Genomic DNA, 14,442 nt, shown 5'->3' with positions numbered 1-14,442 from the left:
GGTACATGTCGATGCTGGAGGAAATCCGGGTAGCGAGAAACCGGCGATGTTTTGGGGGAAGGCGCTTGCGGAGGTGGTGCGGCGATGGAGCAGGTAACTCCGCCATGGCAAAGGTTTCCTCAGAGATGTGCGTTCGGAAATGTCCTGATTTCCGGCCAGTTCCAGTCGATTTTACGGTTCATGCTCGCCGGCGCCCCGCTGACCGGGGCGGTGCTTCCGGTCCCGCCTGTTGAAGTACCTGGCTAGGTGGACCAAAGCCAGCAGGTTGCCGACACCGATCGCAATCAAAGCGATGGCGAGCAGTAAGCCGAGCTGAAATCCACCGCCTTCGTCGGACATGACCACTTAGTGAGGTGTTCGTTTGCATACTAGCCCCTGCTTTGCGACGGGTAAAGCCGAAGCCACAGCGCACCCGTGGTAGGGAATGGTACACGGTTATGCTTCCATGTAACCCGCGCTGCCGGATAGACTCAGCGCTTCGGGCAGTCGTATTAATGGGGCCATCCCGCAACGCCCCGGCCGGATCCAACTCGGAGGGCAGGACGCAAGATGCATCTTGATTTCTGGAATGTCGTAACGTTTCTCGCGTTGCTGATCCTGTTGGCGGGCTTTACCGTGATCTTTGTGTGGTTCATTTCCCTGCCAGGGAAGCTTGCAGTGAAACGCAAGCATCCCCACGCCGAGGCGGTCAAGCTGATGGGGAACCTGGGATTCCTTGGGGGGGTGCCCTGGCTGCACGCCCTGATGTGGGCTATACACGACTCGGTGACCATCGATATCCGACGCCTCCCCAAGGAGGAAAGAGACCATATTGAAGCCGAGATCGCGGCTCTGCGCGGCGAGGAGAAAAAGAAAATTGATTCTCCCGGCAAGGCGGCTGATCGAGATTCCGATCCGTCGAACGGGACGGAGGCTTGAATGGTCGCCGCGCTTGTTATTACCTTTCTCTACGTCTTTGTCGTCTGGCTGTTTTTCTTCAAGCTCCAGGTAGCGAAGTTCAATGTCATCTGGGGCCTGGTCACCTTCTGGATCGGTGTCCACCTGCTGCTCGTGTTCCTGATCGGAACCCGCTTCTCGCAGCCCTACACCAAAGACGCGAGGATCGTCCGTCGCACCATACAGATCGTTCCGCGACTGCCCGAGCCGACACTGCTGAAGGAAGTGGTGGTCGAGCCGAACGTCACCGTCAGCAAGGGAGATCCGCTGTTCCGGTTTGACGATACCCTGTATCGACAGCGCGTCGCCGGCTTCGAAGCCGAACTGGTCGCGGCCAAACAGAATGTGCTGGTCCTCCAGGCGGACATCGATGCTGCTAATGATGCGATCCTGAAGGACGAGGCGGACATCAAGTACGCGCAGCAGCAGGTCAATCGTTACAGAGACATGTCGAAAAAGGGTGCGGCCCGTCAGGAAGACCTGGATCAGTGGCGCGACAAACTGGCCGAAGCACAGGCCTCGCTGGGCGTGGATCAGGCCAATCTGAAAAAGGCGCAGCTCCAGTACAATTCACAGATCAACGGCGTCAATACCTCCGTCGCGCAGGTGCAGTCCAAACTCGACCAGGCACGCTACTACCTCAATCAGACGGTCATCTACGCGCCTGAGGACGGATTCATCACAAACCTGCAGGCCCAACCGGGTCTGGTCGTGGGAACGCGGCGGATCGGTGCGATCGCCAGTTTCATCGTGGACAGCGACCCTTATCTGCTGGGGACCTACTTTCAGGAGCACCTCAAGTTCGTCAAACCCGGACAGCCCGTCGAGATCGCCCTGGACATGCATCCCGGAGAGATCTTTACCGGCACCGTGGAGAGCATCTGGTGGGCAACGGGGCAGGGCCAGTTGATGCCGAAGGGCGAGATCCCCCAATTCGTTCACAAGCAGGTCAAGGGAAGGTTCGCGGTCAAGATCAGGTTTGACGAAGAGGAAAAACTCCGCCTACCCGCCGGGGCGCAGGGTGCGGCTGCGATCTACACCGACGTGGGGAAGGGCTTCTCTCCCCTTCGCCGCGTCGTCATTCGCACCTACACCTGGGCGAACTGGCTCTATCCACTGCCCATCTAGCGATGGCAGGTAGCAACGGCTCTGGCCCTGTCCTGTCGAGCCGCGGGAAACGCCGGCTTGCGCCCGAGTGACCCGCGATTTCGCCTTTGAAACACCCTCTCACAGACATCCGGCGAGGGCTGAGATGGCGCGCCTCGAAGGACAGACTTCGAACGAATTGTTCGAAACTCTGGAAGAGTGGAACACCTACCTTAACCAGCATACGCCCTACTTTCAGGAGCCCCAGCCATGACGTTGCAGGACCAAACGGTCCTGCGGGCTTCGGACTCTTTCCAAAAGGCTTCTTGCGTAGCCCAACCGCTCACTAGCCGCAAGAAACCGCCATCTCCCTTCTCGATAAGGCTATCAGAGGATGAGCGCGCCTATCTGATCCAGCAAGCCGGAAGCAGGCCCCTGGGCGCGTATATCCGCTCTCGCCTGCTCGGCGACAGAGCAGAAAAACGCCGGACCTTCCGCAAACCCAAAATTGACGACAAGCAGATTGCGCAAGTATTGGCCGCGCTGGGAGCCTCGCGGCTTTCCTCCAACCTCAACCACCTCGCCAAATCGGCCAACATGGGAACGCTGGATGTGTCCCGGAACGTGGAGCAGGAACTGGAGGATGCCTGCGGGGCCGTGCTGGCCATGCGCGATGCTCTGCTCATGGCGCTGGGCCTGAAGACGGACACGAACGAAAAGTCCTCCGCCAATGCGTCGGAGGACTGACATGATCCTGCACGGAAACCAGCGCGGCGGAGCCAAGGACCTGGCCCTTCACCTGCTCAAGCAAGAAAACGAGCATGTGGAGGTCCATGAACTGCGTGGGTTCGTCTCCGACAATCTGGTTTCCGCCCTTAAAGAAATCCATGCGGTTAGCCGGGGCACGAAGGCCAAGCAGTTCTTGTTTTCCCTGAGCCTGAACCCTCCGCCGTCAAAAAACGTTCCCACGACGGTCTTCGAAGAGGCCATCGAGCGCATTGAGAAGAAGCTCGGCCTAACGGATCAACCCCGCGCCATTGTCTTCCACGAAAAGCAAGGCCGCCGTTACTGCCACGCCGTGTGGTCGCGGATCGACGCACTGGCAATGAAGGCGATCCCGCTGTCCTTCTCCAAGCGCAAGCTGATGGATGTCTCTCGGGAGCTGTATCTAGAACATGACTGGACCATGCCCCGTGGCCTGATGCACGCGGGGCAGTTCGATCCGAAGAACTTCACGCTCGCGCAGTGGCAGCAGGCCAAGCGGATCGGCAAAGACCCAAAGGCCATCAAGAAGATTTTTCAAAATTGCTGGGCGGTCAGCGACAACCAGGCCGCCTTTGCCCAAGCGCTCAAGGAATACGGCTACACCCTGGCCAGAGGCGACCGGCGGGGCTTCGTGGCGCTGGATCACCGCTGCGAGGTCTTTGCCGTGCCCAAGTGGGTCGGCATCCGGACCAAAGAGGCGCGATCAAAGCTCACGGATCAAACTGCTCTGCCGTCCGTAGACGAGGCCAGGGAAGAGATTGCCAGGACCATGATAGATCGTCTGGGCGAGATTCAAAGCCAGCACAGTGCCGCTATGGAGACCCGCCTGTCAGAGATTGAGCACAAGCGCGTGCAGATGGCACGCAAGCATGCTCGGGAGCGCGAAAGCCTACAGGAAGCACAGGACACGCGCTGGAAGGCAGAGACCCTACAACGCCAAGCTCGTTTTCGCAAAGGGTTACGAGGGCTGTTTGACCGCCTGGGCGGACAGCATCGCCGGATCAAAAAACGTAACGAGCAAGAAACCTATGAGGCTCTCAAGCGCGATCAGAAAGAAAAGGATGCTCTCATCTTCCAGCACCTGGATCAGCGCCGGGTCCTGCAGGCCCGCATGGACCGTCTCAGAAAGCTGGGGGATGCGCGGAGCCGGTCCATGTCCAAGGATCGGGACCAGTACCAGGAGATCAGAGAGCAAAAACGTGAAACGGCCAGATTCCAATCGCGCACGCAGCCTTATCGCCCTCCTGGTCGGGAGCGGTAAGGGCCGATTAGCTTTTCTCGTAAATTCAGAGTGTTGCATGTTTTTTCCTTGCTGATTACCAATAAATACGATAAATTGGTAAAAGAAGGAGGTGCTTTAAAATGGCCAAAAACACCAGTATTTCCCTGGGCGAACATTTCGAAGGGTTCATCGCTGAGCAAATCAGTCATGGACGTTACGGTTCCGCCAGCGAGGTTATCCGCGCCAGTTTGCGCTTGCTTGAGGAGCGTGAACAAAAGCTTGCAGCCTTGCGCCGGGTTCTGATCGAAGGCGAAGAAAGCGGAGCGGATTCACAGCTCGACATGGACGAAATCCGCCGCGCCGCGCGGGAAGCCGTGGGGCCGGATGCTTGAGATCGTCATACGTCCGCGTGCGCGCGAAGACCTGATCGACATCTGGCGCTACAGCTTCGACGAATGGGGCAAAGCCCAAGCCGACAAGTACCTCGCCGAGATCGAAGCAGGTATCAAGCAGCTTCAGAAAAACCCGAATCTAGGCAAAAACCGCGACGATGTCCGCACGGGCTACCGGTCTCTGCGACTGAACCAGCACATCGTCTATTACGTGCCCACGCCGTCCGTCATCCGCGTTGTCCGTGTGCTTCACGCACAGATGGACCCGGATCGCCACCTGTAAAGATTCTTTTTCAGGCGAAAAAAGAACATCCCTTTCCGGCATGGTAAGCCAAAAAGCGGAAGGGCTGAGCGGTGTCAAGGCAGAGCGTAGCGAACCCGAAAGGCCTGGCCTTTACAGCGTTCAGACGGGAGCGATCATCGAAAAAAGCCGGAAATCAGAACGGCATGAAACGCTCGGGATCGGTGTAGCAAAAAGGGCCGCCCTGCGCCCCAACATGCTCGCGCCAATCTTCGTTTTCAATCATCTCCTTCCGGGAGGCGCGGTATTCGCTTTCGTGCTGCTCACGAAATATTGTGCGAATGAAGACCTCGCCTTTCCTGGCGTTCCTTTTGCTGTCCATAGCGTTGTGTCTCCCTTTGTTAAGCTGTCCTCATTTTTTTCTTGCGCGTCTGCTCTTCAACCTATAAAGAACAAAAGAAGAACAAGCAAGGATGAAATTCATGATTCAAAGGGAGTTCAATTTATTAGCCTTAATGGTCAGGGACGAGAACGGACGCTACCGCCCGGCCAGAGGGGAGGAGATCATCGAGGCTGCTCTGTCGGAGATGAAACAGCGGTTTTGCCGGGGGGCTAAGATCACCTCGCCGGAGGAGACAAAATCATTCCTCCAGCTCAAACTTGGCGGTTTGGAGCATGAGGTCTTCGCCGCGCTTTGGCTTGATAACCGGCACCAGGTTATTGTTTTCGAAGAACTCTTTCGCGGAACCATCGACGGGGCCAGCGTCCATCCCAGGGAAGTCGTTAAATCTGCCCTTCGGCACAATGCCGCCGCCGCTATCTAATGCCGCCGCCGCTATCTACTGCCACAATCATCCTTCAGGGATTGCCGAGCCCAGCCAGGCCGACCAACGCATTACGCAACGTTTAAAAGAGACCCTTGATCTCGTGGACGTACGAACGCTGGATCACGTCATCGTCGGCGAGAATACTTTCTCCTTTGCTGAGCGTGGGTTGTTGTAAGAATTACATTACCGGTTAACTTTAGCAGCCGTGTTTCACGCGGTTTCCATACTGATACTTATCACGCTACTGTTTTTCTTTGCGCTTCTATAAGTCCTGTCTTTCTATCTACACCATATGGCTATCGGTTTGTTCTATCGCTATATCACACTCATCAATAATATACTGAGGAACTGGGGAATACTTTGAAGGGTCCAGTTGCGCTACGTATTCATTTTCCACATGAAATGCCTCATTGATGAATTTACGGATTACTTTATTCTCATGCAGATCGCTTTGGCTATCTCCTTGCATGATTATTCTATATAGCTGTAATTTCTCATAGTTATTCGATGTGTTCTGATATAGCAGATGCATACAATTTCCATCATTTAAGCGTGCCAAGATTGCAGCGTAGTCAAAACTAGGGATATGCTGGTGGATAGATGTGATTGCCACATCTATATCATTTTGCAGCATCACATTTTCGCCATTGCTATCCAGTGTTGGTGTTGTCCTTTTCTTTAACAGGCTAGATGGTACGTGATACTCGTTGCCTTGAAGATTTAATATCTCGTAATACCGACGCAAATAAATTGACCTGATGATATCATCTTGGGTTCTTACTATATTGTCCTCACAGACTTTTCCAAAGCTCTTAACCCATCTTTGTCACTTTCCACCCCGATTGTCTCCAATTTCTCCAAATAGCGGGCTATTGTCGAAATAAATTTCGTTAGAAAACATTGGAGTAGAGTTTTAGGGTTTGCAGATTAGTAAATGTAGTGACATAAAATAACGAATAGGGGTTGACGCCGAACGGCTGGGATGGTTTGCTTACCCCTATGTTCATCCGACGCGTCAGAACGCGCACTACACAGGACGGGACCTGTTACTACAGTCACCGTTTGGTCGACAGCTATCGAGTGGGGGACCGTGTTCGTCAACGCACCCTGCTCAATCTTGGCAACGCCTTTACCCTTCCCCGCGACCAGTGGCCGGAACTGGCGCAGCGTATCGAGCAACTCATCGCGGGACAGCACGATTTGCTTGCTTGTACCTCGGTGGAACTGGAGCAGCAGGCGCAATCCATTGCCGGTCTCCTGTTACGCAAGTATTCCGGTTGCGAACTGCTCGGCGCTTGTGAGACAGATGCGCGCGGCAAAGAACGGGATAACCCTAACCATCAGGGAGATGGGCGTGACCTGCACACCGTGGACCTCAATTGCGTGGAACACATCGATAATCGCACGGTGGGTGGAGAGGCGCTGGCGCTGGGCGCCGTGTTCGAGGCGCAACTGCCGGGGTATCTGGACTCGCTGGGATTCAATCGTAACCAGCTGCACGCAGCAATAGGGAACATCGTCGGGCGCATGATCCAGCCCAACAGTGAACTGTCGACGCATGAATGGCTGCAGAAACAAAGTGCGCTGGGGGAGTTGCTGGATTTCGAATATGAAAAGCAGGGGCTTTCCGCGCTGTATCGTGCTTCGGATCTGCTCTGGAAGCACCATGAAAGGATCGAAGGCTTTGTCTATCGACAGCACGTGGAGATGTTTGAGATCGAGGAGTCCATCACCCTCTACGACCTGACCAATACCTTCTTCGAGGGAAGCGGAAAGTACAACGAGCTGGCCGCCTATGGTCACTCCAAGGAGCGCCGTAACGATTGCCCCTTGGTCACGCTGGCGCTGATGCTCGATGGCAGCGGTTTCTCACGGCGCAGCCGGATCTTTCCCGGTAATGTCAGCGAACCCGCCACACTGAAAAAGATGATCGAACGATTGCGTCCGCCCGTCGATGCCGACGGCGGAAAAAATCGGTCCCTCGATCTGCGTCCCGTCCCCACTATTATCATGGATGCCGGTATTGCATCGGAAGCCAATATCCAGTGGCTGCGGGACCAGGGATACAAATACATTGTCGTCAGCCGAAAGCGCCATATGGAATTCGACGACCAACGCTGTGTCGCGGTCAGGGAGCGGGACAACGATACCGTACGCGCCATGCGTGTAGAGCGCGAGTCGGGTGAGGTCGAACTCTACTGCCACTCCCAGGGCAAAGAGGCGAAAGAGGATGCGATGAAACAACGCTTCTCCACTCGTCTGGAGGCGGAGTTGCAGCACCTGGCAGAGGGGCTAGACCAACCGCGCCGGCTCAAGAGCGCGAAAAAGGTCTGCGAAAAGATCGGTCGACTGCGACAGAAATACAGCCGCGCCTCGCGCTACTACCAGATCACCATGGAGACCGACCAGGCCGGGAAAACGGCCACCGCCGTCCACTACGAGCGCATCGAACCCAAGGCCGAAGACCCCAACGCCCACCCCGGGGTCTACTGTCTGCGCAGTAACCAGATGCAATGGGACGAACAACGACTGTGGTCAACCTACACCATGCTGACCGACCTGGAGGCCGTGTTCCGCAGTCTCAAGTCCGAACTCGGCATGCGCCCGGTTTATCACCAGAAGACACACCGCGTCGAAGGCCACATCTTCATCACGCTGCTGGCCTACAACCTGGTGCATCAGATCCGCCGCAGGCTCAGGGAACAAGGCATCGACGACAGCTGGGAGACGGTCCGTACTACGATGAGTACCCAGGTGCGCGTGACGACCAGTCTGCAGGGCGAGAACGCACAGCGCATACACGTACGCAAGAGTTCCCGCCCCAATGCCGATCAGCAGCGACTGCTGCGTGCCCTCGGGTTGGCGAGGCTACCGGGCAAAACGCAAAAGACGGTTGTTAAGACATAGAGATGCAAACAGTAGTGACATAACGAACGGCAAAAAAATGTAACCCATTGAATTCTCGATGCATTATTCATCATAGTGACAAAGATGGGTTAATTAAGGACTTCAAAAAAATAAGTATGCGCAGGCAAGGCTGTTCTTGCTTCATAACCTATTGATAAGTATGGCGCGCCCGACAGGATTCGAACCTGTGACCTCTGCCTCCGGAGGGCAGCGCTCTATCCAGCTGAGCTACGGGCGCGTAATGGGATCGCCTCGATTCCGATCGGGTCCGAGGGGAGAATCACTCCCTTCGGGATCGTCATCAGGTGACTCTGGAGAAGCGCACCATAGGATAACGTTCCCGGTTGGTGGCGTCCACGGGTCCGTATTCGAGAGTCCGATCGATGCATCCTCTCAGGATTCTATGGGCATCAGGAACCGGTGCCGAAATCGGGGGCGTCGGCAACCCCGACCTACGACGGCGGCGAGTCGGTTCTCCGTGATTCAATGGTGGCCGGGGTGTGAATCCGATATACTTCACGGAATTTTCTTATTACTAATGCGGTTCGGGGGAGTACGTGACTGACAGACAATTCATGACGGTATTTGTGGCGGTGATGGGCTCGCTGGTGATAATCGGCGTGCTTGCCTTCATCATGGCAAGGATCATCGCGGGTGAAAATACGGGGCAGTCCGATGATCCCATCGCCCAAAAGCAAGTCGAGCTCCGCATCGCCCCGGTTGGCCAGGTGTACGTAGGGTCCGTGCCGTCCGAGGCGCTGGTCGCCGCAGCCGGCGGCGCCGATTCGGAGGCCGAGTCCGGAGAATCGGAATTTGAATCGGGTGAGGACATCTACTCCGCCGTTTGTGCCGCTTGTCACGGCACCGGTGCCGCGGGGGCGCCGAAGCTGGATGACAAGGCCGCCTGGTCGGGTCGCCTCACGCAGGGTGTGGACGTGCTCTATCAGCATGCCATCAACGGCAAAGGTGCGATGCCGCCCAAAGGCGGGCGTGCGGACCTCTCGGACGATGACATAAAGATGACCGTGGACTACATGATGGAGACCGCTTCGTAGGTGCACCATCGAAGCGACTGGACGATGAGCGGCCTCCAAGAGAGGCCGCTTTTTGTATGGGGCATGATCTGGAATGCGCTTTGTCGCATCGGAGGTTTCGTTCAGATCAGCCTGTCGAGGCTGCGGTAGGCGATCGCTTCGCTTAGATGGCGTACATCGATGGATTCCTCGCCGGACAGGTCGGCAATGGTGCGGGCCACCTTCTGGATCCTGTGGCAGGCGCGAGACGACAGACGGAAACGCTCAGAGGCCTCGTCGAGCAGGCCGTGCTCCGTTTCCGTCAGTGTGCAGTACCGATCGATCTCCCGACCGAAGAGATCCGCGTTGACCTTGCTCTGGCGATAGAGTTGCCTTTTCCGGGCGCCGCCGACCCGGGCCGATACGATGGCGCTGGTTTCGGGCCTGGGTCGGTTTCGGTCCCGCACAGCCTTTCTCGATACCCTCTGCATGGCGACGTGCAGGTCGATACGGTCCAGTAAGGGGGCCGATACCCGCGACCGGTGACGCCGCTGCTGTTCCAGGCTGCACTCGCAACGGGCGCCGAGGTCGCAGTCGTAACCTTGCGGGCAGGGGTTCATGGCGGCGATCAACTGGAACCGGGCCGGGTATTCGGCCTGCGTGGCAGCCCGCGAGATGGTGATAGTCCCGGTTTCCATCGGTTCGCGCAGGACCTCGAGCACGCGGCGATCGAATTCGGTCAGTTCGTCGAGAAACAGTACCCCGTGGTGGGCCAGAGAGATTTCTCCCGGTCGGGGGTGGGACCCGCCTCCGACGAGCGCGACGCCGGACGCGGTGTGATGCGGCGCCCTGACGGGTCGCATGCGCCATTGTTCGATGCGAAACCCGCCTGTGCTGACCGAGTGGATCGCCGCAGATTCGAGCGCCTCGACATCCGTCATAGGAGGTAGAATGCCGGGCAGCCGTGCGGCGAGCATCGACTTGCCCGTACCCGGGGGGCCGATCATCAACATGTTGTGGCGTCCCGCCGCCGCAATCTCCAGGGCGCGTCTGGCGTGTTGCTGGCCGAGTACATCCTCCAGATCCGGGACGTCGGTGGGTGGGGGGGCAATCGCAGCCGTATCGATTGCGGGAATGCTGTCGCCGCCGCAAAGATGGGCGCAGATCTGCAGCAGGCTGCTCGCGGGGAGGATTCGGTCATGGCCGGTCAAGGCGGCCTCTCCCGCATTCTCGCAGGGTACGACGAGCCGCCGGTTCGTGCGCATGGTCTGGAGCGCAGCCGAAAGTGCGCCGTGAACCGGCCTCAGTCGACCGCTCAATCCTAGCTCGCCAATGAACTCGTACCCATCCAGTTCCTCGTCCGGTATCTGTCCGGACGCGGCGAGAATCCCGAGTGCAATCGGCAGGTCGAACCGGCCCCCTTCCTTGGGCAGGTCCGCAGGCGCCAGATTGACGGTGATTCGTCGCGGGGGAAAGGTATAGCGCGCGTTGAGTATCGCGGCGCGCACGCGGTCCTTGCTTTCTTTAACCGCCGTTTCCGGCAGGCCGACGATGGACAGGCCGGGGAGACCGTTGGAGAGGTGAACCTCGACCGTGACCGGTGGGGCGTCGATTCCGTCCTGCGCCCGGCTGTGAATGGTGGCGAGTGACAAGGTTTCCCTACCTCATGCGGACCCGTGTTCCTCCATACTAGTCTGACTCCCGGGATCGGGCAGTGAACTATTCACTTCGCCGGAACGCAGCAGCGTGCCAGATCGAGAGCGATACGGCTACCGTTCGTCGATTCCGTCGCGTCCGTATCGACTCAATTGTCCGAATCCCCCTTTTCAGGGATGTCATCGGCGGATTCCAGTGAGGATACGCGCGCTTCGAGGGCGGCCAGTTTCTCTCGTGTCCGGGCGAGGACAGCCACCTGAACGTCGTACTCCTCTCGGGTGACGAGGTCGAGGCGCTTGAACATCGCCTCGAGAAGCGCCCTGCTGTTCTTTTCGGCCTCCGCCTGCAGGTTTGTCAGCCCTTCCGGCATCAGTTTCGCCATCCGGTGGGCGAACTCGTCGAGCACCCGAGCATCGATCATTCGTCAACCTCCCACATCGCATCTCCAGTATGAGAAGAAGTATAGCAGCCGCGCCACGCGGGAGATCCGCACCATTTCTGGGCAGATCCGCGTCTTGTTGGTGCATGTTGCTCTTTCAACACAAGGTGTGGCAACAAAGCACGCAGCTAACGCGCTGTAAACCATGGGACAGTCATTAATGGCATGACTTATGCTTATGGGAGAGCGGGCCATTCTACTCTTAACGCAAACGGAACAATGGAGATGAAGATGAACAAGTTGTTCAAACCCCTGGCAGTCAGCGCGCTCGCGGCCGTTTCGGGTCTGGCGGGGACCGCGCAGGCAGAAGTCTCGGCCAATATCGGGGCCACGAGTAACTATATCTGGCGTGGTGTGTCGCAGACCTCGGATCAGGCCGCCATACAGGGTGGTGTCGATTACAACCACGACAAAGGCTTCTACCTGGGAACCTGGACGTCGAACGTTGACTTCGGCGACGGAAACACCGGCTACGAGCTCGACCTCTACGGTGGTTACGGCGGAGAATTCGGCGGAGTCGTTTACGACGTCGGCTATCTCTACTACCTCTATCCCGCTCAGACCTCAGGCGAGGCGGCGGACTTCAGTGAAATCTACGGCACGCTGGGCTATGGCCCCGTCAGCACGGGACTCTACTACACCGTGACGCAGCAGGGCGATGGCGATGCCGGCAGCTTCTACATCCCGCTCGCCTTCGACTGGACCTTCGAGAATCTGCCCAAGGTCGGGAGCATCGACCTGTCGGTCTACGGTGGTTATTACGACTATGAAGAGGATGTCGGAATCGATTATCTCCACTGGGGTGTGGGCGTGAGCAAGGACGCCGACAAGTGGGGCACCTTCAGGATCGCCTACGACCAGGTCAAGGAAGTAGAGGATCCGGACGACCTGCTTCGCCCGACGGTCAACGTCAGCTGGACGAAGGACTTCGACCTCATGTAATCCCCCGGAAAACGCCCGCGACCGAGTGGGCGTTTTCGCTCCGGCACTCTTAACGCTGCATACCGTGACCATCCAGGTGGTCTGTTGACACACCTGCTCGGTCCAGGGGATCTGTCCCGCATGACCGGTCCCTCCCTGTTCTCTCCTTGCTGCACAAGACTGGTGCGGTACATGGCGGTAGTGGCGGGTTTGGCTCTGCGGAAGAACCGTTTCGCACCGTTATGGTGGATCGGCGGGCGTGGGGAGTCAGGATTGGCATGGAAGGTGCTTTGATAGATGGGTGTCGCAAGATTCATGCGCACACAAATTCAGGAGACATGAAGCAATGAAAATGATTTCGGCGATTATTAAGCCCTTCAAGCTTGATGACGTTCGCGAAGCATTGTCCGAGATCGGCGTGCAGGGCGTAACGGTCATCGAGGTGAAAGGTTTCGGCAGGCAAAAGGGCCATACCGAACTCTACAGGGGCGCGGAGTACGTCGTGGATTTCCTGCCCAAGGTGAAACTCGAGGTCGCGGTCGATGACGATCTCGCAGAGCGGACGATCGAGGCAATCACCGGTGCGGCGAATACAGGGAAGATCGGGGACGGCAAGATCTTCGTCCATTCGCTGGAAGAGGCGGTGCGTATCCGCACCGGCGAGACCGGGCCGGAGGCGCTCTAGCCTGATGCCGAACCATTCAACATTTTTCTCAAAGGAGCAACTATCGTGGAAGGGCAAATACTGGAATTGAGCTACGCGCTCGATACGTTTTATCTTCTCGTGTCGGGCGCGCTCGTCATGTGGATGGCGGCTGGATTCGCCATGCTCGAGTCGGGGCTGGTGCGGGCGAAGAGCACCGTCGAGATCCTGACCAAGAACGTCGCGCTGTATGCGATCGCCAGCATCATGTACATGCTCGTCGGCTATAACCTGATGTATCCGGGTGACGCTGCTGTGAACGCCTGGTGGCCCGGCATCAGCTTCCTCCTTGGCGGCGACAATGTCGCGGCGGCCGTAACCGCCGGCGGGGACGACGCACCGGCTTACTCCAACCTGGCGGATTTCTTCTTCCAGGTGGTGTTCGTCGCGACCGCCATGTCCGTGGTGTCCGGTGCGGTGGCCGAGCGTATGAAGCTGTGGTCGTTCTTCTTGTTCGCGGTCGTGATGACCGGGTTCATCTATCCCATGGAGGGTTACTGGAAATGGGGCGGCGGGTTTCTCGATCAGAACGGATTCCTGGACTTCGCCGGTTCGGGTGTGGTCCACCTGACCGGTGCGACGGCCGCACTGGCGGGTGTCCTGCTGCTCGGCGCTCGCAAGGGCAAGTACGGGCCGAAGGGGCAGATCAACGCGATCCCCGGTGCCAACCTTCCCCTGGCGACCCTGGGTACCTTCATCCTGTGGCTCGGCTGGTTCGGGTTCAATGGCGGCTCCGAACTTAAGATCTCGGACGTCAGTGAAGCCAATGCCGTCGCCACGGTGTTCGTGAACACCAATACCGCGGCCGCCGGCGGCGTGGTCGCCGCGTTGATCATAGCTCGCATCCTGTTCGGCAAGGCGGATCTGACCATGGCACTGAACGGCGCCCTGGCAGGTCTGGTCGCCATCACGGCCGAACCGCTCACCCCGACACCGCTCTGGGCCACCCTGGTCGGCGCCATCGGCGGCGTCATCGTCGTATTTGCTATCGTCACGATCGACAAGATGCGAATCGACGATCCCGTCGGTGCGATCTCGGTCCACGGCGTGGTCGGTATCTGGGGACTGCTGGCGGTGCCGCTGTCCAACGAAGACGGGAGCTTCGCGGCGCAGGGTCTGGGTATCGGTGTCATCTTCGTCTGGGTGTTCGTGGCGAGCTTCGTCACCTGGCTGGTGATCAGGCTCATTCTCGGCCTGCGTATCAGCGAGGAAGAGGAATACGAAGGAGCGGACCAGTCCGAATGCGGCATGGAGGCCTATCCGGAGTTTGTCGGCGCCTCGGGTTCCGGTAAGTAGGGCGCCTGTATTGCAGGCAGGTCAGGGGCGCCCGTCGT

At 57.9% G+C, this 14,442-nt stretch carries 16 protein-coding genes, 1 tRNA gene and 1 pseudogene; 12 read left to right on the top strand and 6 right to left on the bottom strand.

Annotated elements, in window-relative coordinates:
- Positions 1 to 171 precede the first annotated feature (171 nt).
- Positions 172 to 339 (bottom strand): hypothetical protein, encoded by a 168-nt coding sequence (locus LJE91_01530; protein MCG6867437.1) that lies wholly within the window; start codon positions 337 to 339, stop codon positions 172 to 174.
- Between the two features lie 210 nt (positions 340 to 549).
- Here LJE91_01530 and LJE91_01525 point away from each other — a divergent pair, with 210 nt between their 5' ends.
- The 6 genes from LJE91_01525 (at position 550) to LJE91_01500 (ending at position 4,684) form a co-directional block, all read left to right on the top strand.
- The gene (locus LJE91_01525) at positions 550 to 918 is read left to right on the top strand and encodes a hypothetical protein (GenBank protein MCG6867436.1); all 369 of its coding nucleotides are present in this window, start codon (positions 550 to 552) and stop codon (positions 916 to 918) included.
- On the top strand, positions 919 to 2,064 hold the full coding sequence (locus tag LJE91_01520) for an HlyD family secretion protein (protein ID MCG6867435.1): 1,146 nt from the start codon (positions 919 to 921) through the stop codon (positions 2,062 to 2,064).
- A gap of 228 nt (positions 2,065 to 2,292) precedes the next feature.
- The gene (locus tag LJE91_01515; protein ID MCG6867434.1) at positions 2,293 to 2,769 is read left to right on the top strand and encodes a hypothetical protein; all 477 of its coding nucleotides are present in this window, start codon (positions 2,293 to 2,295) and stop codon (positions 2,767 to 2,769) included.
- 1 nt (position 2,770) lies between these two features.
- The gene (locus tag LJE91_01510; GenBank protein MCG6867433.1) at positions 2,771 to 4,048 is read left to right on the top strand and encodes a relaxase; all 1,278 of its coding nucleotides are present in this window, start codon (positions 2,771 to 2,773) and stop codon (positions 4,046 to 4,048) included.
- Between the two features lie 101 nt (positions 4,049 to 4,149).
- Positions 4,150 to 4,401, top strand: a complete 252-nt coding sequence (locus LJE91_01505; protein ID MCG6867432.1) for a type II toxin-antitoxin system ParD family antitoxin — start codon at positions 4,150 to 4,152, stop codon at positions 4,399 to 4,401.
- The gene (locus tag LJE91_01500) at positions 4,394 to 4,684 is read left to right on the top strand and encodes a type II toxin-antitoxin system RelE/ParE family toxin (GenBank protein ID MCG6867431.1); all 291 of its coding nucleotides are present in this window, start codon (positions 4,394 to 4,396) and stop codon (positions 4,682 to 4,684) included. The genes LJE91_01505 and LJE91_01500 overlap by 8 nt, the downstream gene beginning before the upstream one ends.
- A 154-nt stretch (positions 4,685 to 4,838) precedes the next feature.
- Here LJE91_01500 and LJE91_01495 read toward each other — a convergent pair whose 3' ends face one another.
- Complete coding sequence (locus tag LJE91_01495; protein MCG6867430.1) at positions 4,839 to 5,024, bottom strand: hypothetical protein; 186 nt, start codon at positions 5,022 to 5,024, stop codon at positions 4,839 to 4,841.
- Between the two features lie 100 nt (positions 5,025 to 5,124).
- Between LJE91_01495 and LJE91_01490 the strand changes: the two are divergent.
- Positions 5,125 to 5,644 (top strand): annotated as a pseudogene (locus LJE91_01490) (DNA repair protein).
- 108 nt (positions 5,645 to 5,752) lie between these two features.
- On the opposite strand, the gene LJE91_01485 reads toward LJE91_01490, so the two are convergent.
- On the bottom strand, positions 5,753 to 6,103 hold the full coding sequence (locus LJE91_01485; protein ID MCG6867429.1) for a hypothetical protein: 351 nt from the start codon (positions 6,101 to 6,103) through the stop codon (positions 5,753 to 5,755).
- Positions 6,104 to 6,468: 365 nt separating this feature from the next.
- Between LJE91_01485 and LJE91_01480 the strand changes: the two genes are divergently transcribed.
- The gene (locus LJE91_01480) at positions 6,469 to 8,376 is read left to right on the top strand and encodes an IS1634 family transposase (GenBank protein ID MCG6867428.1); all 1,908 of its coding nucleotides are present in this window, start codon (positions 6,469 to 6,471) and stop codon (positions 8,374 to 8,376) included.
- A 161-nt stretch (positions 8,377 to 8,537) separates the two neighbouring features.
- Here LJE91_01480 and LJE91_01475 read toward each other — a convergent pair.
- A tRNA-Arg gene (locus LJE91_01475) sits at positions 8,538 to 8,614 on the bottom strand.
- 319 nt (positions 8,615 to 8,933) lie between these two features.
- On the opposite strand from LJE91_01475, the gene LJE91_01470 reads away from it, so the two are divergent.
- Positions 8,934 to 9,431: a c-type cytochrome gene (locus LJE91_01470; GenBank protein MCG6867427.1), complete on the top strand. Its 498-nt coding sequence runs from the start codon at positions 8,934 to 8,936 to the stop codon at positions 9,429 to 9,431.
- Positions 9,432 to 9,532: 101 nt separating this feature from the next.
- Here the strand turns inward: LJE91_01470 and LJE91_01465 are convergent, their stop codons facing one another.
- On the bottom strand, positions 9,533 to 11,041 hold the full coding sequence (locus tag LJE91_01465) for a YifB family Mg chelatase-like AAA ATPase (protein MCG6867426.1): 1,509 nt from the start codon (positions 11,039 to 11,041) through the stop codon (positions 9,533 to 9,535).
- A gap of 152 nt (positions 11,042 to 11,193) precedes the next feature.
- Complete coding sequence (locus LJE91_01460; protein MCG6867425.1) at positions 11,194 to 11,466, bottom strand: accessory factor UbiK family protein; 273 nt, start codon at positions 11,464 to 11,466, stop codon at positions 11,194 to 11,196.
- A 243-nt stretch (positions 11,467 to 11,709) separates the two neighbouring features.
- Here LJE91_01460 and LJE91_01455 point away from each other — a divergent pair, with 243 nt between their 5' ends.
- The 3 genes from LJE91_01455 (at position 11,710) to LJE91_01445 (ending at position 14,404) form a co-directional block, all read left to right on the top strand.
- The gene (locus LJE91_01455) at positions 11,710 to 12,426 is read left to right on the top strand and encodes a TorF family putative porin (protein MCG6867424.1); all 717 of its coding nucleotides are present in this window, start codon (positions 11,710 to 11,712) and stop codon (positions 12,424 to 12,426) included.
- A 325-nt stretch (positions 12,427 to 12,751) separates the two neighbouring features.
- Positions 12,752 to 13,090 carry a P-II family nitrogen regulator gene (locus LJE91_01450; GenBank protein ID MCG6867423.1) on the top strand — a complete coding sequence of 113 codons (339 nt, stop codon included), beginning with the start codon at positions 12,752 to 12,754 and terminating at the stop codon, positions 13,088 to 13,090.
- A 45-nt stretch (positions 13,091 to 13,135) separates the two neighbouring features.
- A complete protein-coding gene (locus LJE91_01445; protein ID MCG6867422.1) occupies positions 13,136 to 14,404 on the top strand; it encodes an ammonium transporter in 1,269 nt (422 codons plus the stop codon).
- Positions 14,405 to 14,442 lie beyond the last annotated feature (38 nt).

This window comes from Gammaproteobacteria bacterium (assembly GCA_022340215.1).
Classification (GTDB): domain Bacteria; phylum Pseudomonadota; class Gammaproteobacteria; order JAJDOJ01; family JAJDOJ01; genus JAJDOJ01.
This window is presented reverse-complemented; position numbering and strand designations above follow the sequence as displayed.